Here is a 22248-nt window from a genome sequence, read left to right as displayed (position 1 = left end):
ATTTAAAAGAAAGTTGATTTAATCGTTGTTATGTAAATGTGTAATAAGCGGAGGACTATATGGAAAAGGAATACGTAGTAATTGGTTTAGGACGCTTTGGTGGCAGTATTGTTAGAGAACTTAACGCCTTAGATATGGATGTTATGGCCATTGATAGTGATGAGAATAGAGTTAATGAATATAGTGATATTGCAACTCATGCGGTAGTAGCAGATACTACTGATGAAGCAGTAATGAAAAGTTTAGGAATTAGAAACTTTGACCATGTTATAGTTGCTATCGGTGAAAATATTCAATCTAGTACGTTAACAACACTTATTTTAAAAGAATTAGGTGTTAAAAAGGTAACTGCCAAAGCACAAAATGATTATCATGCTAAAATATTAAATAAGATTGGTGCGGACACTGTTGTCCATCCTGAACGTGATATGGGCCGTCGTATAGCACATAATGTAGCTAGTGCGAGTGTACTTGATTATTTAGAATTAGCAGATGAACACTCTATCGTTGAATTAAAAGCTACTGAAAAAATGACTGGCCAAACAATTATCGATTTAGATATTCGTGCACAATATGGAATTAATATTATTGCAATTAAAAGAGGAAAGCAGTTTATTGTGTCACCAGACCCAAATTTAAATATTGAAATTGGTGATATCTTAATCATGATTGGTCATGATAATGATTTAGGTCGATTTGAAAAAAACATAGCTAAATAAAAAATGGTTTAGTCAATTATCTTGGCTAAACCATTTTTTTAAGAAATCCCATAAGCATTATCATAAAGATGATAGTAGCTTATGGGAAATTATAATATTATTATTTTTTATCTTCATTAACTTTCATAATGACAGGTAAAATCATTGGTCTACGAGCTGTCTTTTCGAACAAGTACGGTTGTAAAGTCTCGATGATTGATGATTTAATTTGATGCCATTGTATGTCTTTATTTTGGTTTAACTTAGAAATAACATCAGTTTTAATACGACGTTGCGCATCATAAATAAGTTGTCCAGATTCACGCATATACACAAAGCCTCGTGAAATGATATCAGGACCTGAAAGTAATGTGTTTGTATTAAAGTCTATACTAACAACCACAATTACTAAACCTTCTTCAGATAATAATTTACGATCTCTGATTACCACATTACCAATATCACCAATACCACTACCATCAACAAGCACATTACCTGATGGAATTCTACCTGCTTTACGTGCTGAATCATGAGTTAAAGCAAGTACATCACCGATATCGAAGATAAAGACGTTATCTTCGTCAACACCGCAGTCAACACCAGTTTCACCATGTGCTTTGAGCATACGATACTCACCATGAATAGGTAAGAAGTACTTAGGTTGGATTAAACGTAACATCAATTGTTGGTCGCCTTGAGATCCATGTCCAGAAGTATGGATGTTAGAAATTTTACTATGAATAACATCTGCACCAGCTTTATATAAAGCGTTAATTGTACGGTTTATACTTTTAGTATTACCTGGAATAGGTGATGAACTAAATACAACAGTATCTTCTGGGATAATCTTGATTTGTTTATGTGTACCGTTAGCGATACGAGATAATGCTGCCATAGGCTCACCTTGTGAGCCAGTACATAAAATAAGTAATTCATGTTTAGGAATATTATTGATTTTTCCTGGTTCTACAAATGTTTCTGGTGGAGCTTTAATGTATCCTAGCTCCATACCTATTTTAATATTGTTTTCCATTGAACGACCGAATGTAACAATTTTTCTATTATGCTTAACTGCTGCTTCGACTGCTTGTTGAACACGATAGATGTTCGAAGCAAATGTCGCGAAAATGATACGACCTTTACAATTACGGAAAATTTTATCGACATTTTGTCCTACTTCACGTTCACTAAGAGTAAAGTCAGGAACTAATGCATTCGTAGAATCAGAAAGTAGACAAAGTACGCCTTCTTCACCTAATTTAGCCATTTTTGCAATGTTTGCTGGCTCGCCAACAGGTGTGAAATCAAATTTAAAGTCACCAGTATGAACAATTTTACCTTCAGGTGTATCAACAATAACACCATATGCTTCAGGAATACTGTGTGTTGTAAGATAGAACGATATTTCAAAATGTTTGGATTTAATCACACTATCTTCATTGATTTCATTTAATTGAGCCGTACGTAATAAATTATGTTCTTCTAATTTGTTTCTAATCAAACCTAAAGCTAATGGACCACCGTAAATAGGTACATTAATTTGCTTTAATAGGAAGGGCACACCACCTATATGATCTTCGTGTCCATGAGTGATGAACAGACCAACGATTTTATCTTGGTTCTGTTCTAAGTAAGTGTAATCAGGAATCACATAATCAATTCCAAGTAGATTATCATCAGGGAATTTAATACCCGCATCTATAATCACGATTTCATTTTTGTACTCGATAGCATAAGTATTTTTACCTACTTCACCTAAACCACCAAGTGCATATACACCTACTTCATTTTGATGTAATTGCTTCATTATTCAGCATTCTCCACATTAAAATGATCTGAATGTTCTTTTTCGTAATCTAAATGTGCGCCCTCTAATTTAGTGATAAATTCGATATTAAAATTACGGTCTTTTAAATAACGTCTTACTTGTTCTTCAGTTTGTGCTTCAACATAAATCGTTTGCGTGTTTTCACGCACGATAACTTCATCTTTATTATGTTGATAGAATACTTTAAATACTGCCATTGATATAATTCCTCCTAAGGATGTTTTTAATATTTATTCAAGTCCCGTGGTTGATAGCTCGGGTTATTAAAGATAGAAATCAGGTTTTATCATAGATATTGTTCTTCAATAAAAGTATGTGTATTTAAATTTAATAACAGACATACCAGCTAATCTAAATAAATATACAACTATAATTATTTAATTTCACTGCCGAGTATGTTTTCCAGGGAAATCATGTCGTTCAATTTTTGAAAAATAGGATTAATTCACTAAGATTTCAGTTAATGTATATTTTACATGATGTATCAAAAGAAATAAAGCAGTTTTATCATTAAGTGAACGAACAGGGCACGTAATATAGTAAGAACCTTCAATCTCTATTTAGCTTTGGGAAAAACCATATATCAATTTAGTCACAACTTCAAACTTATTTATTTAAACGCTATTGTTTTATTTGATTGAAATCTATTAAATAAAAAACCTCGAAAGTCATGTTACTTTCGAGGTTAAATCAAATCATGCTTCAACTGCATCTGGATGAGGTGCTAAAGGATTAGAATCATCAATATGATCATAGAACATAATGCCATTCAAATGATCAATTTCGTGTTGGAAAATGATAGCTGGATAGCCTTTTAAACGTAATTTTACGTCATTACCATCGATATCTTGAGCTTTAATAGTGACTCTATTATGACGATGAACTAAACCAGGAATATTTTCATCTACACTTAGACAACCTTCACCAGTTGGCAAATAGGCTTCTTGAACACTATAACTCATCACTTTTGGATTAACTAGCATGTAATCATATGATTTCCCATTTCCATCATCTGGTAAATACACGGCAATCATTCTTTTGGATACATTAATTTGTGGTGCAGCTAAACCCACACCTGAGCGTAAACCATATTTTTTGGCGATGTCATCATCCTGACTATTGATTAAAAACTCGCGCATAGCTTTTAATGTTTCTTTATCTTCATTTGATAATGGGAAACTTAATTCTTGAGCTTTTTCACGAAGTGTTGGATGACCATCTCTAATTATATCTTTCATTGTTATCATGTCTGACACCTTCCTTAATTACAAATATACCAAATATAATAGGTAGAAGTACATTGAAGTAAATTATATTATTAGTAGAAAATGAAAATAAAAGTTAAAATAATAATACACATGAATTATGATGTGTTACGAAAGTACCTTTAAAATTAAATGTGAAGATACGCAAACGTGATATATCTCTGCAGTATAACCGTTATTAATGTATATCGTTAGGGATTAAAATAGACGTAAGATACTTAGCCGATTTCTTTGATTTATGAGAGAGATTTATTTATGATAACAATCGTACAACTTTGAGGAGGATACAGAAATGAAATTAAACAAAACAATAGCAGTTGTTGCAACATCAGCAGTATTACTAGCCGGATGTACAACAGATAAAAAAGAAATAAAAGCATATGATGAACAAGTTCAAAATGCTTTTGATAAAGAGAAACCAGTTGCAAATGTAAGTAAAAAAATTAATAAATTAGAAGAAGAAAAACAAAAGTTATTTAAAAAAGCTAACGAGAAAGATCAACAAACAAGAGAAAAAGCAGCTAATGACATCGTTGAAAATGTAGAAAAACGTGAAAAAGAATTCAAGAAAGAAGAAAAGGCATTAGCCGATTCTGAAAAAGAATTTAAAAAGGCAGAATCACATATAGACAATATAGATAATAAAGATAAGAAAAAAGAAGTTGAAGAGTTAGATAAAGCTATTAAGGATAAATATAAATCACATAGTGATTATGCAAAGGCTTACAAAAAAGCGCTTGAAAAAGAAAAATCACTGTTTAGTTTTATCAATAAAGATGGTGCAACACAAGACGAAGTTGATGAAAAATCGAAAGAGTTAGGTAAAACATATAAAGATATGAACAAGAAATTTAAAGCGTATTCAAAAGCGATGAACAAGGTAAATAAAGAAAAACAAGATGTAGACCAATTAAAATAATTTCTTGACTGATACAGATAGGAAGAATGTAGTAGTACAGTTCTGACATCTGTATCTTTTTTCTATGAAACAGAACTTTATGAAATCGTTTAACAGGCTTATTTTTTTGTGATACAATTGTTATGGATAAAATGAATTTCTATTTATATATGGGAAAGGTATGGTGAATTGAATGGCTCCTAAGTTACAAGCCCAATTCGATGCAGTAAAAGTACTAAATGACACACAGTCGAAATTTGAAATGGTTCAAATTTTAGACGTAGATGGCAACGTTGTAAATGAAGACATAGTACCTGATTTAACAGATGAAGAATTAGTAGAATTAATGGAAAGAATGGTATGGACACGTATTCTAGATCAACGCACTATTTCTTTAAATAGACAAGGTCGTTTAGGTTTCTATGCACCAACAGCTGGACAAGAAGCATCACAGTTAGCATCTCAATACGCGTTAGAAAAAGAAGATTTTATTCTTCCTGGTTACCGTGATGTGCCACAAATTATTTGGCATGGTTTACCATTAACGGAAGCTTTCTTATTCTCAAGAGGACACTTTAAAGGTAACCAATTCCCTGAAGGTGTGAATGCACTGAGTCCACAAATCATTATCGGTGCACAGTATGTACAAACAGCAGGTGTTGCGTTTGGTCTTAAAAAACGAGGCAAAAATGCAGTAGCGATTACTTATACTGGTGATGGCGGTTCATCTCAAGGTGACTTCTATGAAGGTATTAACTTTGCTTCAGCATATAAAGCACCAGCAATTTTTGTTATTCAAAATAACAACTACGCGATTTCAACACCACGTAGTAAACAAACTGCAGCAACTTCATTAGCTCAAAAAGCGATTGCTGTTGGTATCCCTGGTATCCAAGTTGATGGTATGGATGCATTAGCAGTATATCAAGCTACTAAAGAGGCTCGTGAACGTGCAGTTGCAGGTGAAGGCCCAACACTAATCGAAACAATGACATATCGTTACGGACCACATACTATGGCTGGTGACGACCCTACACGTTACAGAACTTCAGATGAAGACGCAGAATGGGAGAAAAAAGATCCATTAGTTCGTTTCAGAAAATTCTTAGAAAATAAAGGTCTTTGGAATGAAGACAAAGAAAATGAAGTTATTGAACGTGCTAAATCAGACATCAAAGCAGCTATTAAAGAGGCCGACAAAACAGAAAAACAAACTGTTACTTCTCTAATGGAAATTATGTATGAAGAAATGCCTCAAAATTTAGCAGAACAATATGAAATTTACAAAGAGAAGGAGTCGAAGTAAACCATGGCACAAATGACAATGGTTCAAGCGATTAATGATGCGCTTAAAACTGAACTTAAAAATGACGAAGACGTTTTAGTTTTCGGTGAAGACGTTGGTGTTAACGGCGGTGTATTCCGTGTTACTGAAGGTTTACAAAAAGAATTTGGTGAAGATCGTGTATTCGATACACCACTTGCAGAATCAGGAATTGGTGGCTTAGCTTTAGGTTTAGCTGTTGAAGGTTTCCGCCCTGTAATGGAAATCCAATTCTTAGGATTCGTATTTGAAGTATTTGACTCAGTAGCTGGACAAATTGCACGTACTCGTTTCCGTTCAGGTGGTTCTAAAACTGCACCTGTAACTATTCGTAGTCCATTTGGTGGCGGTGTGCATACACCAGAATTACACGCAGATAATTTAGAAGGTATTTTAGCTCAATCTCCTGGTTTGAAAGTAGTTATTCCTTCAGGCCCATATGATGCTAAAGGATTATTAATTTCTTCAATTAGAAGTAATGACCCAGTTGTATATTTAGAGCATATGAAATTATATCGTTCTTTCAGAGAAGAAGTTCCTGAAGAAGAATACACAATTGATATTGGAAAAGCTAATGTGAAAAAAGAAGGTAATGACATTACTTTAATCGCATACGGTGCAATGGTACAAGAATCATTAAAAGCAGCTGAAGAATTAGAAAAAGAAGGTTATTCAGTTGAAGTAATCGATTTACGTACAGTTCAACCAATTGATATCGATACATTAGTGGCTTCAGTTGAAAAAACGAACAGAGCTGTAGTAGTTCAAGAAGCTCAACGTCAAGCAGGTGTTGGTGCACAAGTTGCAGCTGAATTAGCTGAACGTACAATTCTTTCATTAGAAGCACCTATTGCACGTGTAGCAGCAGCAGATACAGTATATCCATTTACTCAAGCTGAAAATGTTTGGTTACCAAACAAAAATGATATCGTAGAAAAAGCAAAAGCAACTTTAGAGTTTTAATCTTTAAATAAAGTTTAAATTAAAAAGTGATTTCTTTATTAAGAAAATCTTAGGAGGAAAAAGACCGTGGCATTTGAATTTAGATTACCCGACATCGGGGAAGGTATCCACGAAGGTGAAATTGTAAAATGGTTTGTAAAAGCTGGAGATACAATTGAAGAAGACGATGTCTTAGCAGAAGTCCAAAATGACAAATCTGTTGTAGAAATCCCTTCACCAGTAAGTGGTACAGTTGAAGAAGTATTAGTAGATGAGGGTACAGTAGCAGTTGTTGGTGACATTATTGTTAAAATTGATGCACCAGATGCTGAAGAAATGCAATTCAAAGGTAATCACAGTGATGATTCATCAAGTGAAGAACCAAAAGAAGAAGCAGCGAAAGAAGAAAGTGCTTCATCACAAGAAAGTCAACCTGCAGCAAGCACTCAAGATGCTGAAGTTGATGAAAATAGAACAATTAAAGCAATGCCTTCAGTACGTAAATATGCACGTGATAATGGCGTGAATATTAAAGCAGTTGCTGGATCTGGTAAAAATGGTCGAATCACAAAAGAAGATATTGATGCACACTTAAATGGTGGCGCTACTCAAACAGCATCTAATGAAAGTGCAGCAAGTACTTCTGAAGAGACTACAACTACATCAGCAACACAATCAGTACCAGAAGGCGACTTCCCAGAAACAACTGAAAAAATCCCAGCTATGCGTAAAGCAATTGCCAAAGCAATGGTTAATTCTAAACACACAGCACCACATGTTACATTAATGGATGAAATTGATGTTCAACAATTATGGGATCACCGTAAGAAATTCAAAGAAATCGCAGCTGAACAAGGTACAAAACTTACTTTCTTACCATATGTAGTGAAAGCACTTGTTTCTGCACTTAAAAAATATCCAGCACTTAATACTTCATTTAATGAAGAAGCTGGAGAGATTGTACACAAACACTATTGGAATATTGGTATCGCTGCAGATACAGACAGAGGCTTATTAGTACCTGTTGTTAAACATGCAGATCGTAAATCAATCTTCCAAATCTCAGATGAAATTAACGAACTTGCTGTAAAAGCACGTGACGGTAAATTAACATCTGACGAAATGAAAGGTGCAACATGTACAATCAGTAATATCGGTTCAGCTGGTGGACAATGGTTCACTCCAGTTATTAATCACCCAGAAGTAGCTATCTTAGGAATTGGGCGCATCGCTCAAAAACCGATTGTTAAAGATGGAGAAATTGTAGCAGCTCCAGTTCTTGCATTATCATTAAGCTTTGACCACAGACAAATTGATGGTGCAACTGGACAAAATGCTATGAATCACATCAAGCGTTTATTAAATAATCCAGAATTATTATTAATGGAGGGGTAAAAAGATGGTAGTTGGAGATTTCCCAATTGAAACAGATACTATTGTAATCGGAGCAGGTCCTGGAGGTTATGTTGCAGCAATTCGTGCAGCACAACTTGGACAAAAAGTAACAATCGTTGAGAAAGGTAATTTAGGCGGTGTTTGCTTAAACGTTGGTTGTATTCCTTCAAAAGCTTTATTACACGCATCTCATCGTTTTGTTGAAGCACAACATTCAGAAAACTTAGGGGTAATCGCTGAAAGTGTTTCTTTAAACTATGAAAAAGTTCAAGAATTCAAATCATCAGTTGTTAATAAATTAACTGGTGGGGTTGAAGGTTTATTAAAAGGTAATAAAGTTGAAATCGTTAAAGGCGAAGCTTACTTTGTTGATAACAATAGCTTACGCGTTATGGACGAAAAAAGTGCTCAAACTTACAATTTCAAAAATGCAATCATTGCAACTGGTTCTAGACCAATTGAAATTCCTAATTTTGAATTTGGTAACCGTGTTATCGATTCAACAGGTGCATTAAACTTACAAGAAGTCCCTGGTAAATTAGTAGTAGTTGGTGGCGGTTATATTGGTTCAGAACTTGGTACTGCATTTGCTAACTTTGGTTCTGAAGTGACAATTCTTGAAGGTGCTAAAGATATCTTAGGTGGCTTTGAGAAACAAATGACTCAACCAGTTAAAAAAGGCATGAAAGAAAAAGGTATCGAAATCGTTACTGAAGCAATGGCTAAATCAGCTGAAGAAACTGAAAATGGCGTAAAAGTTACTTATGAAGCTAAAGGTGAAGAACAAACTATCGAAGCTGATTATGTATTAGTAACTGTAGGTCGTCGTCCAAATACTGATGAATTAGGCTTAGAAGAATTAGGTCTTAAATTTGGTGAACGTGGATTAATCGAAGTTGATAAACAAAGCCGTACTTCAATCAATAATATCTATGCAATTGGTGATATCGTTCCAGGATTACCTCTTGCTCATAAAGCAAGCTATGAAGCAAAAGTAGCTGCAGAGGCTATTGATGGACAAGCAGCAGAAGTTGATTACATTGGTATGCCTGCAGTATGCTTCACTGAGCCTGAATTAGCTCAAGTAGGTTATACTGAAGCTCAAGCGAAAGAAGAAGGTTTATCAATTAAAGCTTCTAAATTCCCTTATGCAGCTAACGGCCGTGCATTATCATTAGATGATACAAATGGTTTCGTTAAATTAATTACACTTAAAGAAGATGACACATTAATCGGTGCTCAAGTAGTAGGTACTGGCGCTTCAGATATTATTTCTGAATTAGGTTTAGCAATCGAATCAGGTATGAATGCTGAAGATATTGCATTAACTGTACATGCTCACCCTACTTTAGGTGAAATGTCAATGGAAGCAGCTGAAAAAGCAATTGGATACCCAATCCATACAATGTAATTTAACATTACGTTAAATTAAACTGGCAACATTATTTGTTGCCAGTTTTTTTGTTTTATTACAATAAGTTAAAGCTACTCAAATAAGAATATTTATCCTATATTGACTTATCATTCATAAACTATTTGTCAGTTTAAATCATCTCATATACACTAATTCTGTATTCTAATTAAACTATAGGAGTGAATTAACTTGGAATATCAATATCCATTAGATTTAGATTGGACAAATGATGAAATGATGGATGTCATTCATTTCTTTAATAAAATTGAGAACTATTATGAATCATCAGTTAAAGGTGAAGAGGTTAAAAAAGCTTATAAAAGTTTCAAACAAATCGTGCCTGGTAAAGCTGAAGAGAAACAACTGTTTAAAGAGTTTGAAAAAAGCAGTGGATATAATAGTTATAAGGTAGTCCAAGAAGTAAATAAAAACCCTGATCAACAAGTGTTTTCTGCTAAGTCTTAAGTAAAACTGACTTAACAAAAAGCAAAATGTTGTGAATGTAAAATGTTTGTCTTAAAACAATAAAAAGTATTGATTGTAGAGCTATATTTTGGTATTTTTATTAAGCGTTAAACAAAATGTTTGATAAAAGTAAACTTAATATAGCTTTTTTAGGTGGTTTCATTATGGAAATAGGGTATAAACTCAAAAATCTTAGAAAAATTAAAAATTTAACACAAGAAGAATTAGCTGAAAGAACAGATCTTTCAAAAGGATACATATCCCAAATAGAGAGCCAAAATGCATCTCCTAGTATGGAAACATTTTTAAATATACTAGAGGTTTTAGGAACATCGGCTAGCGACTTCTTTAAAGAAACAGAGCAACAAAAGGTCATTTATAAAAAGGAAGAGCAAATCATTTATGATGAATACGATAGAGGCTATATATTAAATTGGTTAGTTACAAAATCTAATGAATTTGAAATGGAACCACTTCTATTAACATTGAAACCAGGTGCATCATATAAGACGTTTAACCCTTCAGAATCGGATACGTTTGTTTATTGTTTACAAGGACAAGTGACATTGCAATTAGGTAATGATTGTTACCATGCAAACAAAGAAGATGTATTTTATTTTAAAGCAAATGATGATCATCGTCTTTTTAATGAAGGAAAACAGGAAGTGAAAATATTAATTGTTGCAACAGCATCATATTTATAAGGAGTTGTGAATATTGGCACCATTATTATCATTTAAAGGCGTAAGCAAAGGATATGATGACGTTCAAATATTAAATGAAATTGATATAGATATAGAATCAGGTCATTTTTACACATTATTAGGGCCTTCAGGTTGTGGTAAAACAACCATTTTAAAATTAATTGCTGGCTTCGAATATCCTGATCAAGGAGACGTAATTTATCAAAATAAACCAATTGGAAAATTACCTCCAAACAAACGTAAAGTAAATACAGTTTTTCAAGATTATGCTTTATTCCCACATCTCAATGTATTTGAAAATATCGCGTACGGGTTGAAATTAAAGAAAATGAGTAAAAGTGCTATTAAAGAAAAAGTAGAAGAAGCACTTCGACTTGTTAAGCTATCAGGGTATGAAGATCGTAATATTAATGGTATGAGTGGTGGTCAAAAACAACGTGTAGCCATCGCTAGAGCCATTGTTAACGAACCAGAAATTTTATTATTAGATGAATCACTCTCAGCTTTAGATTTAAAATTAAGAACTGAAATGCAGTATGAATTAAGAGAATTACAATCTCGTCTAGGTATTACTTTTATTTTTGTTACTCATGATCAAGAAGAAGCATTAGCTTTAAGTGATTATATTTTTGTTATGAAAGATGGTAAAATTCAACAATTTGGAACACCAAACGATATTTATGATGAGCCGGTCAATCGTTTCGTAGCTGATTTTATTGGTGAATCGAATATTGTAGAAGGTCGAATGGTAGAAGATTATGTTGTAAATATCTATGGTCAAGATTTTGATTGTGTAGATATGGGTATACCTGCAAATCAAAAAGTAGAAGTTGTCATTCGTCCTGAAGATATTTCATTGATTGAAGCAGATAAAGGTTTGTTCCAAGTAAAAGTAGATTCAATGCTCTTTAGAGGTGTTCATTACGAAATCTGTGTGGTTGATAGAAAGGGATATGAATGGGTGATCCAATCAACACGTAAAGCTGAAGTAGGCAGTGAAGTTGGCTTGTATTTTGAGCCAGAAGCAATTCATATCATGGTACCAGGTGAAACGGAAGAAGAATTTGATAAACGTATTGAAAGTTATGAGGATGTTGAAAATGCGTAATACTAATCGTTTATTGCTTATTCCATACTTGATTTGGATGGTATTATTCATAATCATTCCAGTCGTATTACTTGTTTATTATTCTTTTTTAGACAATCAAGGCCATTTTAGTTTAACTAACTATGAAAATATTTTCACTTTGAGTTATTTTAAAATGTTTGCTGATTCTATTATATTTGCTGTGATTATTACACTTGTCACGTTATTAATAAGTTACCCAGCAGCTTATTATATCGCTCAATCTAAATTTCAAAATTTACTACTGATGATTATGATTATTCCTACATGGATTAACTTATTATTGAAAACATATGCATTCATAGGTTTGTTGAGTCATGATGGATTAATCAACCAATTATTTAACATCTTTAATTTATCTCCAATTAATATGTTATTTACTGCGGGTGCATTCATAGTAGTATCAAGTTATATCTATATACCATTTATGATATTACCAATCTTTAATAGTATGAAAGCAATTCCTAATAATTTACTACAAGCATCAAGTGATTTAGGCGCTAATCCACTAACAACCTTTGGTAAAGTGATTATGCCTTTAACGAGGGAAGGTGTAATGACTGGTGTTCAAGTAACCTTTATACCAGCATTATCACTATTCATGATTACACGTTTAATCGCCGGCAATAAAGTGATCAATATTGGGACAGCTATCGAAGAGCAATTTTTAACTATTCAAAATTATGGTATGGGTTCAACAATAGCGTTATTCCTAATCATTTTTATGGCATTTATTTTAATTATGACTAAATCAAAATCTAATCATAGGAAAGGGTGAGTTGTGTGAAGTGGTATGGCAAGCTATATATAGGTATATTAATAGCTATATTATATATACCTATATTATTTTTAATGGTATATTCGTTTAATTCAGCAGGTAATATGATACATTTTGAACATTTCACACTGGCACATTATCAAACCTTATTCCAAAATGATAAATTAATGTCAGTCATATTTAATACAGTTGCCGTCGCATTAATCGCAGCAGCAATTTCTACATTGATTGGAACATTCGGTGCTATAGCTATATATCACTTAAGACATAAACAGTTTAAAGTGACGCTATTAACGCTCAATAATGTACTAATGGTATCTTCAGATGTTGTAATTGGTGCGTCATTTTTAATTATGTTTACTGCAATAGGTCATTTTACAGGTTTAGGCCTTGGATTTTGGACAGTGTTAGCATCCCATATCGCATTTTGTATTCCAATTGTTGTTATTGTTGTTTTACCACAATTATATGAAATGAATGATAGTATGTTGAATGCTGCTAGAGATTTAGGTGCTACTGAATCGCAATTATTAAGTAGTGTGGTTATACCGAATATTATGCCTGCTATAATCGGTGGATTCTTTATGGCATTAACTTATTCATTAGATGATTTTACAGTGAGTTTCTTCGTCACTGGTAATGGATTCAGTGTATTATCTGTAGAAGTTTATGCAATGGCTAGAAAAGGTATAAGCATGGAAATTAATGCAATTTCAACAATTTTATTCGGTGTAATCGTGATAGGTGTTATTGGTTACTACGCAATTCAACACCTCGTGCAACGTAAAAAGCATCCGAAACGAGGTGTCAATACATGAAACGATTTTTACAATTGATTTTGATTTCAATTATGATAGGTGTTTTATGTTTAGGCGTGAGTCACTGGTTCAAATCGAAAGAAAACACAGACACTAACCAAAAAATATACGTCTATAATTGGGGAGAGTATATTGATCCAAGCTTAATTAAAAAGTTTGAAAAAGAAACAGGTATCCAAGTGGTTTATGAAACATTTGATTCGAATGAAGCTATGGAAGCTAAGATACGTAATGGAGGAACACATTATGATGTCGCTTTTCCAAGTGAATATACAGTACAAAAATTGAAGCGTGCACATTTATTAGAACCTTTAGACCATAAGAAAATACCTAATATTAAAAATTTAGATTCAGATTATATGGATATGTCATATGACCGACATAATCAATATTCATTACCATATTTCTTTGGAACTGTTGGAATACTATATAATAAGGATAAGTATCCTAATGAATCTTTTAATAGTTGGCAAGATTTGTATAAATCTAAATATAAAAACCAAGTATTATTAGTTGATGGTGCACGTGAAATTATAGGTTTGGGCCTTAATAAATTAGGCTATAGTTTGAATGATAAAAATCCACAACATATCAAAAAAGCGGAATCTGATTTACATCATTTAGCGCCACAAGTTAGAGGCGTTGTAGGTGATGAAATCACAATGATGCTTGAACAAAATGAAGGAAGTATTGCAGTTGTATGGAGTGGAGTTGCTGCTCCATTAGTTCAAGATAGTGACAAATATAATTATGTTATTCCAAAAGAAGGATCAAATTTATGGTTTGATAATATGGTAATACCTAAAACTGCACAAAATAAAGAAGGCGCATATCGCTTTATGAATTTTCTGTTAGATGAAAAAAACAATAAGCAGAATACTGAATGGGTAGGCTATGCTACACCAAATAAAGAAGCAAGAAAGATGTTACCTAAAGATATTAGAAATGATCATAGATTTTATCCTAATCAAAAAGAACAACAACGATTGGAAGTATATCAAGATTTAGGGCAAGAAACATTAAGTGAATATAACGAAAGTTTTTTAAATTTTAAAATGTCGTTAAAGTAAAATGAAAATGGTAGTTATTTTTTGTTATATTCGATATAATAACTTGATAAGTAAAGTAAGGAGTTGTAACGAATGACAGGAGAGCAATATACTCAAATTAAACGTCCAGTCAGTCGACTAACAGAAAAAGTTTTAGGGTGGCTTAGTTGGGTATTCTTATTAATTTTGACAATCGTCACGATGTTTATAGCTTTAGTGTCATTTAGTAATGATACATCTATTGCTAACTTAGAGAATACATTAAATAATAATGATCTTATTCAACAAGTCTTAGCAAATAATAGCTTAAGCACTACACAATTTGTGATTTGGTTACAAAATGGTGTTTGGGCGATTATAGTGTATTTCATCGTTTGTTTATTGATTTCATTTTTAGCTTTAATTTCTATGAACATTAGAATATTATCTGGTTTCTTATTCTTGTTATCAGCAATTATCACAATACCTTTAGTATTACTTGTAGTAACATTAATTATTCCAATTTTATTCTTTATCATTGCTATTATGATGTTTGTAAGAAAGAATAAAGTTGAAACCGTACCGAACTATTATAACGGTGGTTATGGTTATCAACCATACGAAGAAATGTCAGAACAAGAAGCTTTTACGCATCATAATGAAACTGAAAATGAACCAGTTGAAGAGCCACAACAACGTAGACGTCCGTCACGTCGTAGTATGGAACGAAAAGAACAAGCGTATGACACAACAACAGGTTCAACAAATCAAATTCAAGACGAACAAGAATCACAAGATGATAAATACGAACAGTTTCCTAAACGTGCTGTAGAAAGTGAATATCGTTCAGATGATAATGAACAAGATGAAGAACCAACATTATTATCTCGCCAAGCGAAATATAACAAAAAGTCACGTTCAGATAAGGCTTCTACAGATAATCAAGAGGTATATAATGAGCAAGATGATGTAGAGCCATCACAACAATATAATGAAGAACCTCAAGTTGATCCTAAAGAGCTAAAAGCGCAACGTAAAAGAGAAAAAGCTGAAATTCGTGCTAAGAAAAAAGAAAAGCGTAAAGCGTATAATCAGCGTATGAAAGAAAAACGTAAGAATCAACCAAGTGCGGTTAATCAAAGAAGAATGAACTATGAAGAACGTCGTCAAATGTTTGGTGATACGGAAAAAGATATGAGAGATCAAGTGAAACAAGATCATCAAAAAATTGACGGAAATGACAATGAAAAATAATTAATTAAAATACCAAAAGTGATACTTAACATTCACTTTTGGTATTTTTTGTTGTTAATAGATTTTTATCGTATTGAATAGCATGTAAAGATAGTTTTTAGTATGATTAATGTAAGAGTTAAAGGAGGTACTGTAATGAAGAGAAAAACAGAATTGATATTAGCATGGATAGCCAATGGTTTAAGTAGTTTATATTTACTGTTTGTCATTATAGGTTATTTTGCGATGAAATCAGGAAGCGGTGCATCTCAAAATAAGGAAATGGTTAACCAAATGATGGGCGGTAATCAAGAGATGTCAATGGAAATGCTTACTACATCAATAGCATTATCTATGGGTGTGCTTGCATTTTCAACTATTTTAGGAATTGTTGGTGCATTAACAGTAAAAGGTAGAAATAAATTGGGTGCCAGTTTATTAATTGCAGCAGCGGTGGTCGGTATTATGGCAACGAATATCATTGCGATGATTTTATGGTTCATTGCAGGTATTATGCTATTAACGAAATCTAATCAACAGAGACCTAAGCGAGATCAAACTGTTCATAATCATCAAGAAGATTATTCTAAACGAAATGAGTGGGATCCTGAAAAGGAATTAAAAGAACATCAACAAAAAGATAAACCATATACGTATTAATTCAACTATTATTCTTAAAAATGATAGTGATTTATAATAAAAAACCGGTTGAACTGTTAATTCATTTCAACCGGTTTTTTATTTTATAATTCTTGGAATGTCTGGATAATGAGGTAGACATTTAGAATACTTAGAATAATAATGAGTGACCATGAAATAATATTAATCCATGTTTTATTAATAAATGGTCCCATTAACTTTTTATTACTTGTAGCTAATTGAAGTGGTATTAAAGTAAAAGGTAACGCAATACTTAGAAATACTTGTGAGAATACTAATAATTGTTCAATTTTCTCGGCATTACCATTAAAAATGATTAAGCAAATAATAACAGGAATTACAGCTAAAGAACGTGTGATCAGTCGACGAAGCCAATTAGGAATACGTAATCTCAAGAAGCCTTCCATTACAATTTGACCTGCCAATGTACCTGTAATTGTTGAATTTTGTCCAGATGCAAGTAAAGCAACTGCAAATAAGGTACTCATAATACCACCCAATGTGGCACCTAATAATGGTTGCGTTTTTAAAGCGTGGTATAAATCATAAAATCCACCTAATTCATCTGTGTTAGTTCCGAAAAATAGTGCTGCGCCCAATGTTAATAACAAGCAATTGACTACAAATGCAATAGATAATTGGATGTTGGAGTCAATCGTTGCATATTTAATTGCTTGTGCTTTATCTTCATTATTATTTCTATCATATTTCCGTGATTGAACAATGGAAGAATGTAAATATAGATTATGTGGCATAATAGTTGCCCCTACAATACCTAATGCAATATATAAGATACCCTTGTTTGTAATGATTTCAGTGTGGGGTACAAAGCCATTTAATAAATTCAATACATTCGGTGAAGAAATATAAACTTCAAAGGTGAAAATGGCTAAAACAGTGAATATAAGCGTACCTACAATGGCTTCTATTTTTCTAAATCCAAATTTCATTATAAATAATAGTAAAAATACATCACATACTGTAATTAAAGCACCAACGATTAATGGAATATTAAAGAGTAAATTAAGTGAAATTGCACTACCAATCACTTCAGCAATATCCGTAGCAATGATAGCTAATTCTGCGATAATCCAGAAAATAATCGCGATAGGTTTAGATAAAAAATGGCGTGTCATTTGAGCTAAATCTCTACCCGTTGCGATACCCAATCTTACGGTCATACTTTGTAATAACATAGCAGCTAAACTAGAAATTAATATTACAAATAAGAGGGTGTATCCAAATTGTGCGCCACCTTGCATAGAAGTTATCCAGTTACCCGGATCCATATATCCCACAGCTACTAATAATCCAGGTCCTAAGAAAGCCAAAAGTTTTTGACTTGCATTACTTTTATAGTCAAAATCAATCGTATTATTAATTTCGTCTAAGCTTTTTTGATGTTCTTGGTCGACTGATTGCTTATTCATAAACAAAACTCACCTCTAACTTAAAATATATTGATATATTAACCTAATGTTATTTTTAGGTCAACCTAAAAATATTTTACAAAATAAAAAAACCTGGACATGAGTGGATGTCACAGGTTCAAGTATCGTGAATTCTTTTGACTTAAGCAGAATAGAATTTTAAAAATTGATCAAATGTTTCTTCAACAAATTGAATAAAAGCTTTATCAGTTTTTAACCTTTGATCATCTGGTGTAATTGATCTAGCTACGAAGAATTCACCTTTTTTAACATTTTTGACACGATCAATGGCTTCATGTAACTGTTCATCAGTACAGTCTTTAATGAGCGTCTTTTCAGGCTTCATATGATCAAGACAGATGCTGTAATCTGACGGTAAGTTTCTTAATGTATCAAAATGTTTATCAAAAATTTTAACTTTTTCAGCCTTATTTTTTGCTTCGTGCATGACACCAAACATTATAAATAATTGGTCTCTAAATAAGCCGATTTGGAAATGAGGTAACATTTTGTAGCCGCGTTTATTTGGAGCGAATGCAACCCACGTATCTTTAGGTGGATTGACACTTCTTCTAGCGTGTTTTGCCACGTGAGGATAAAATGTTTCACCTGTTTGAGTTGTAAAGTATTCAGTGAAATAATCCCCTAATTGATGCAATTGCGGTCTAACATGCTCATTAAGTGCTTCCATTCTAGCATCTAGTCCATCCACATCAAAGGCTTTAAAATTTTGAGGTGAAAATGTGTATTTAGTCATGATTTGCCTCCTAGGATTATGATTAGAATTATTGTAGCATAATAAAGCATTAAAATTCTAAATTGCAGTTTCAAAAGAATGCATAAATTGTTAAAAATAGGGGAGTCTATAAATATAAAATTGAGACCATAATCATGTATAATATAGATAAATAGGAGATGATACCATGGCACTTTACGATTTTGCAAAAGGATTAGTATTAGAAGCGGGTAATAAAGTACGCTTAATGATGAAAGATGAATTAAATATTGAAACTAAATCCAATCCTAATGACTTAGTGACAAATGTAGATAGAGCAACTGAAGATTATATTTATGATATGATACATCAAAATTATCCAGAGCATAAAGTGATTGGTGAAGAAGGTCATGGTCATGACTTGATTGATACTTCCGGTGTTGTTTGGGTAGTTGACCCCATAGATGGCACATTAAACTTTGTTCATCAACAAGAAAACTTCGCTATTTCAATCGGGATTTATCATGAAGGCAAACCATATGCTGGCTTTGTGTACGATGTTATGAGAGATATTTTGTATCATACCAAAGTAGGTGAGGGTGCATTTGAAAATAACCATGCTTTAGAACCTTTAAAAGATACGCAACTAAAAACAAGTATTATTGGCATTAATCCTAATTGGTTAACCAAACCAATTATGGGACCTATTTTTGCACCAATAGTGAATGATGCACGTAGTGCAAGAGCTTATGGTAGTGCTGCATTAGAAATTGTGAGTGTAGCTAAAGGGCAACTAGCTGCATATTTAACGCCAAGACTACAACCGTGGGACTATGCTGGTGGTTTAATGATACTCAACGAAGTTGGGGGAAAAGGCACTAATTTACTTGGTGAAACATTAACTATTACGCGACCCAATTCTATTATCATGGCTAATCCTTTATTACATGATGAAATAATAAGTGATTATTTAAAAAATCATGAAGATACTTTAAGAATGCATCATAAAAAACGTTTTGGAAATTAAAATATTAAAAAGACAAAGCTTGGGACATCAGATTATGTTCCAGGCTTTGTCTTTTGTAAAAATTAAATAAAATTTGTTTGAAAGCATACTAACTCATCAAAGAGAAAGTAGTTGTTAGGGTTTGATTATGCAATGATCTTAAATGGTTATGCCTAATATGCTAATCATATCGATTACTATTCTTCTGACTTGCCAAGAGACAAGCACATTATGCAATAAACCTTAAAAACAAAATACCACTAACATTGAATTTTAAATAAAGTTTTATTTTATTAATATTGGGCTATATCATCTATAACCAGTCATTTTCGCGATATTTCTTTTTCACTGTGAAACCGGCACCAAATGTTGCAACGAGTAATATAAATGTTAAAATCATCATTGGAACATTTGCTGCACCAATGCTAAAGCTAAATAGCAATAAAAAGATTAAAGCCAAAATTGAGAATATCCAGAAAATGCCTTTAGATTTTTTTTGTTGCATCCCATACCCCACCTTTTACTTATTTTTTCTCTAATCTATGATATAATAAAAAAGTTGTAATTAAAAGTGGGAGTTTACTTAAGAAAGGAAATTTATAATATGACGAATATAAGAGAAGATGTACGTAATATAGCGATTATTGCGCACGTTGACCATGGTAAAACGACGTTAGTAGATGAATTATTAAAGCAATCAGGAATTTTTAGAGAGAACGAACATGTTGACGATCGTGCTATGGACTCTAATGACTTAGAAAGAGAACGTGGTATTACAATTCTTGCGAAAAATACTGCGGTTGACTATAAAGGTACACGAATTAATATATTAGATACACCAGGACACGCTGACTTCGGTGGCGAAGTTGAACGTATCATGAAAATGGTTGATGGTGTTGTATTAGTAGTCGATGCGTATGAAGGTACAATGCCTCAAACACGTTTCGTACTTAAAAAAGCATTAGAACAAAATTTAAAACCAGTGGTAGTAGTAAATAAAATCGACAAACCATCTGCAAGACCAGAAGGTGTGGTAGATGAAGTATTAGATTTATTTATCGAATTAGAAGCTAATGATGAACAACTTGATTTCCCTGTTGTATATGCTTCAGCTGTTAATGGAACTGCAAGTTTAAATTCAGAACAACAAGATGAAAATATGCAATCATTATATGAAACTATTATCGATTATGTACCAGCACCAGTTGACAACAGTGATGAACCATTACAATTCCAAGTAGCATTATTAGATTATAATGACTATGTTGGACGTATTGGTGTAGGACGTGTATTCAGAGGTAAAATGCGTGTAGGTGATAATGTATCACTGATTAAATTAGATGGTAGCGTTAAGAACTTCCGTGTAACAAAAATATTTGGTTATTTTGGATTAAAACGTGAAGAAATTGAAGAAGCACAAGCAGGTGACTTAATCGCGGTTTCTGGCATGGAAGATATCAACGTAGGTGAAACAGTAACACCACATGATCATCAAGATGCTTTACCAGTATTACGTATTGATGAACCAACGCTTGAAATGACATTTAGAGTTAACAATTCACCATTTGCAGGTCGTGAAGGTGATTTCGTTACAGCGCGTCAAATTCAAGAACGTTTAGATCAACAACTTGAAACAGACGTATCATTAAAAGTTACACCAACAGACTCACCAGATGCATGGGTAGTTGCTGGACGTGGTGAATTACATTTATCAATTTTAATTGAAAATATGCGTCGTGAAGGTTACGAACTTCAAGTATCTAAACCACAAGTTATCATTAGAGAAATTGATGGCGTTATGTGTGAACCATTCGAAAGAGTTCAATGTGAAGTGCCTCAAGAAAACTCTGGTGCTGTTATTGAATCTTTAGGTGCACGTAAAGGTGAAATGTTAGATATGATGACAACTGATAATGGTCTTACTCGTCTTATCTTTATGGTACCAGCACGTGGTATGATTGGTTATACTACAGAATTTATGTCAATGACACGTGGTTATGGGATTATCAACCATACATTTGAAGAATTCAGACCTCGTATTAAAGCTAAAATTGGTGGCAGAAGAAATGGTGCATTAATTTCAATGGATCAAGGTTCTGCTAGTACGTATGCAATTTTAGGACTAGAAGACCGTGGTGTTAACTTCATGGAACCAGGTACTGAAGTATATGAAGGTATGATTGTTGGTGAACATAATCGTGAAAATGACTTAACCGTTAATATCACTAAAACAAAACACCAAACTAACGTACGTTCTGCTACGAAAGATCAAACACAAACTATGAATCGACCTCGTGTATTAACACTTGAAGAAGCGTTACAATTTATCAATGATGATGAATTAGTTGAGGTAACACCTGAAAGTATTCGTTTAAGAAAGAAATTATTAAACAAATCAGTGCGTGAAAAAGAAGCTAAACGCGTTAAACAAATGATGTCAGAGGACGAATAATCAACGTCTGATACATTGTTAAATAAGAGTCATTTAAAAACCACTTGATTATTGATGTTCTTCAATAAT

General features: G+C 32.9%; 22 protein-coding genes. 16 read left to right on the top strand and 6 right to left on the bottom strand.

Features of this window, described 5'->3' with window-relative positions; all coding sequences use genetic code 11:
• Positions 1-59: 59 nt before the first annotated feature.
• The gene (locus tag P7F85_RS08720; RefSeq protein WP_002450696.1) at positions 60-719 is read left to right on the top strand and encodes a potassium channel family protein; all 660 of its coding nucleotides are present in this window, start codon (positions 60-62) and stop codon (positions 717-719) included.
• A gap of 100 nt (positions 720-819) precedes the next feature.
• On the opposite strand, the gene rnjA is transcribed toward P7F85_RS08720, so the two are convergent.
• From rnjA to def, 3 genes are all read right to left on the bottom strand, one after another.
• The gene (gene rnjA / locus P7F85_RS08715; RefSeq protein ID WP_015365194.1) at positions 820-2505 is read right to left on the bottom strand and encodes a ribonuclease J1; all 1686 of its coding nucleotides are present in this window, start codon (positions 2503-2505) and stop codon (positions 820-822) included.
• Complete coding sequence (locus P7F85_RS08710) at positions 2505-2723, bottom strand: DNA-dependent RNA polymerase subunit epsilon (protein WP_002450694.1); 219 nt, start codon at positions 2721-2723, stop codon at positions 2505-2507. The genes rnjA and P7F85_RS08710 overlap by 1 nt, the downstream gene beginning before the upstream one ends.
• A gap of 498 nt (positions 2724-3221) precedes the next feature.
• Positions 3222-3773 carry a peptide deformylase gene (def, locus tag P7F85_RS08705; protein ID WP_015365193.1) on the bottom strand — a complete coding sequence of 184 codons (552 nt, stop codon included), beginning with the start codon at positions 3771-3773 and terminating at the stop codon, positions 3222-3224.
• A gap of 310 nt (positions 3774-4083) precedes the next feature.
• On the opposite strand from def, the gene P7F85_RS08700 reads away from it, so the two are divergent.
• From P7F85_RS08700 to P7F85_RS08640, 13 genes are all read left to right on the top strand, one after another.
• Positions 4084-4710, top strand: coding sequence for a YkyA family protein (locus P7F85_RS08700; protein WP_002467474.1), 627 nt, complete (start codon positions 4084-4086; stop codon positions 4708-4710).
• Between the two features lie 172 nt (positions 4711-4882).
• Positions 4883-5995: a pyruvate dehydrogenase (acetyl-transferring) E1 component subunit alpha gene (gene pdhA, locus P7F85_RS08695; RefSeq protein WP_046464313.1), complete on the top strand. Its 1113-nt coding sequence runs from the start codon at positions 4883-4885 to the stop codon at positions 5993-5995.
• A gap of 3 nt (positions 5996-5998) precedes the next feature.
• On the top strand, positions 5999-6976 hold the full coding sequence (locus tag P7F85_RS08690; protein WP_002450689.1) for an alpha-ketoacid dehydrogenase subunit beta: 978 nt from the start codon (positions 5999-6001) through the stop codon (positions 6974-6976).
• Positions 6977-7042: 66 nt separating this feature from the next.
• Positions 7043-8350: a dihydrolipoamide acetyltransferase family protein gene (locus P7F85_RS08685; protein WP_002467469.1), complete on the top strand. Its 1308-nt coding sequence runs from the start codon at positions 7043-7045 to the stop codon at positions 8348-8350.
• Between the two features lie 4 nt (positions 8351-8354).
• Positions 8355-9761, top strand: coding sequence for a dihydrolipoyl dehydrogenase (gene lpdA / locus P7F85_RS08680; protein WP_002450687.1), 1407 nt, complete (start codon positions 8355-8357; stop codon positions 9759-9761).
• 192 nt (positions 9762-9953) lie between these two features.
• Positions 9954-10229: a UPF0223 family protein gene (locus P7F85_RS08675; RefSeq protein WP_002467472.1), complete on the top strand. Its 276-nt coding sequence runs from the start codon at positions 9954-9956 to the stop codon at positions 10227-10229.
• Positions 10230-10393: 164 nt separating this feature from the next.
• Positions 10394-10933 (top strand): helix-turn-helix domain-containing protein, encoded by a 540-nt coding sequence (locus P7F85_RS08670; RefSeq protein ID WP_002467473.1) that lies wholly within the window; start codon positions 10394-10396, stop codon positions 10931-10933.
• A gap of 13 nt (positions 10934-10946) precedes the next feature.
• Positions 10947-12041: an ABC transporter ATP-binding protein gene (locus P7F85_RS08665; protein ID WP_015365190.1), complete on the top strand. Its 1095-nt coding sequence runs from the start codon at positions 10947-10949 to the stop codon at positions 12039-12041.
• Entirely contained in the window at positions 12034-12837 is an 804-nt protein-coding gene (locus P7F85_RS08660; RefSeq protein ID WP_019235863.1) for an ABC transporter permease, read from the top strand. The genes P7F85_RS08665 and P7F85_RS08660 overlap by 8 nt, the downstream gene beginning before the upstream one ends.
• Before the next feature lie 5 nt (positions 12838-12842).
• Positions 12843-13655, top strand: a complete 813-nt coding sequence (locus P7F85_RS08655) for an ABC transporter permease (RefSeq protein WP_015365188.1) — start codon at positions 12843-12845, stop codon at positions 13653-13655.
• Positions 13652-14725, top strand: a complete 1074-nt coding sequence (locus tag P7F85_RS08650) for an ABC transporter substrate-binding protein (RefSeq protein WP_002465395.1) — start codon at positions 13652-13654, stop codon at positions 14723-14725. Before P7F85_RS08655 ends, P7F85_RS08650 begins: the two co-directional genes overlap by 4 nt.
• Positions 14726-14797: 72 nt before the next feature.
• Positions 14798-15937, top strand: coding sequence for a lipoteichoic acid stability factor AuxB (gene auxB, locus P7F85_RS08645; RefSeq protein ID WP_002465397.1), 1140 nt, complete (start codon positions 14798-14800; stop codon positions 15935-15937).
• Positions 15938-16072: 135 nt separating this feature from the next.
• The gene (locus P7F85_RS08640; RefSeq protein WP_015365186.1) at positions 16073-16576 is read left to right on the top strand and encodes a DUF4064 domain-containing protein; all 504 of its coding nucleotides are present in this window, start codon (positions 16073-16075) and stop codon (positions 16574-16576) included.
• 83 nt (positions 16577-16659) lie between these two features.
• On the opposite strand, the gene P7F85_RS08635 is transcribed toward P7F85_RS08640, so the two are convergent.
• On the bottom strand, positions 16660-18006 hold the full coding sequence (locus P7F85_RS08635) for an Nramp family divalent metal transporter (RefSeq protein WP_015365185.1): 1347 nt from the start codon (positions 18004-18006) through the stop codon (positions 16660-16662).
• Positions 18007-18148: 142 nt separating this feature from the next.
• Entirely contained in the window at positions 18149-18763 is a 615-nt protein-coding gene (locus P7F85_RS08630; protein WP_002467504.1) for a YktB family protein, read from the bottom strand.
• Between the two features lie 166 nt (positions 18764-18929).
• On the opposite strand from P7F85_RS08630, the gene P7F85_RS08625 reads away from it, so the two are divergent.
• Complete coding sequence (locus P7F85_RS08625; protein WP_002467495.1) at positions 18930-19748, top strand: inositol monophosphatase family protein; 819 nt, start codon at positions 18930-18932, stop codon at positions 19746-19748.
• 292 nt (positions 19749-20040) lie between these two features.
• Here P7F85_RS08625 and P7F85_RS08620 read toward each other — a convergent pair whose 3' ends face one another.
• Positions 20041-20232, bottom strand: coding sequence for a DUF5325 family protein (locus P7F85_RS08620; protein WP_002467499.1), 192 nt, complete (start codon positions 20230-20232; stop codon positions 20041-20043).
• A 99-nt stretch (positions 20233-20331) separates the two neighbouring features.
• On the opposite strand from P7F85_RS08620, the gene typA reads away from it, so the two are divergent.
• Positions 20332-22179, top strand: coding sequence for a translational GTPase TypA (typA, locus tag P7F85_RS08615; protein WP_002467500.1), 1848 nt, complete (start codon positions 20332-20334; stop codon positions 22177-22179).
• Positions 22180-22248 lie beyond the last annotated feature (69 nt).

Source organism: Staphylococcus sp. aM (assembly GCF_052975125.1).
This window is presented reverse-complemented; position numbering and strand designations above follow the sequence as displayed.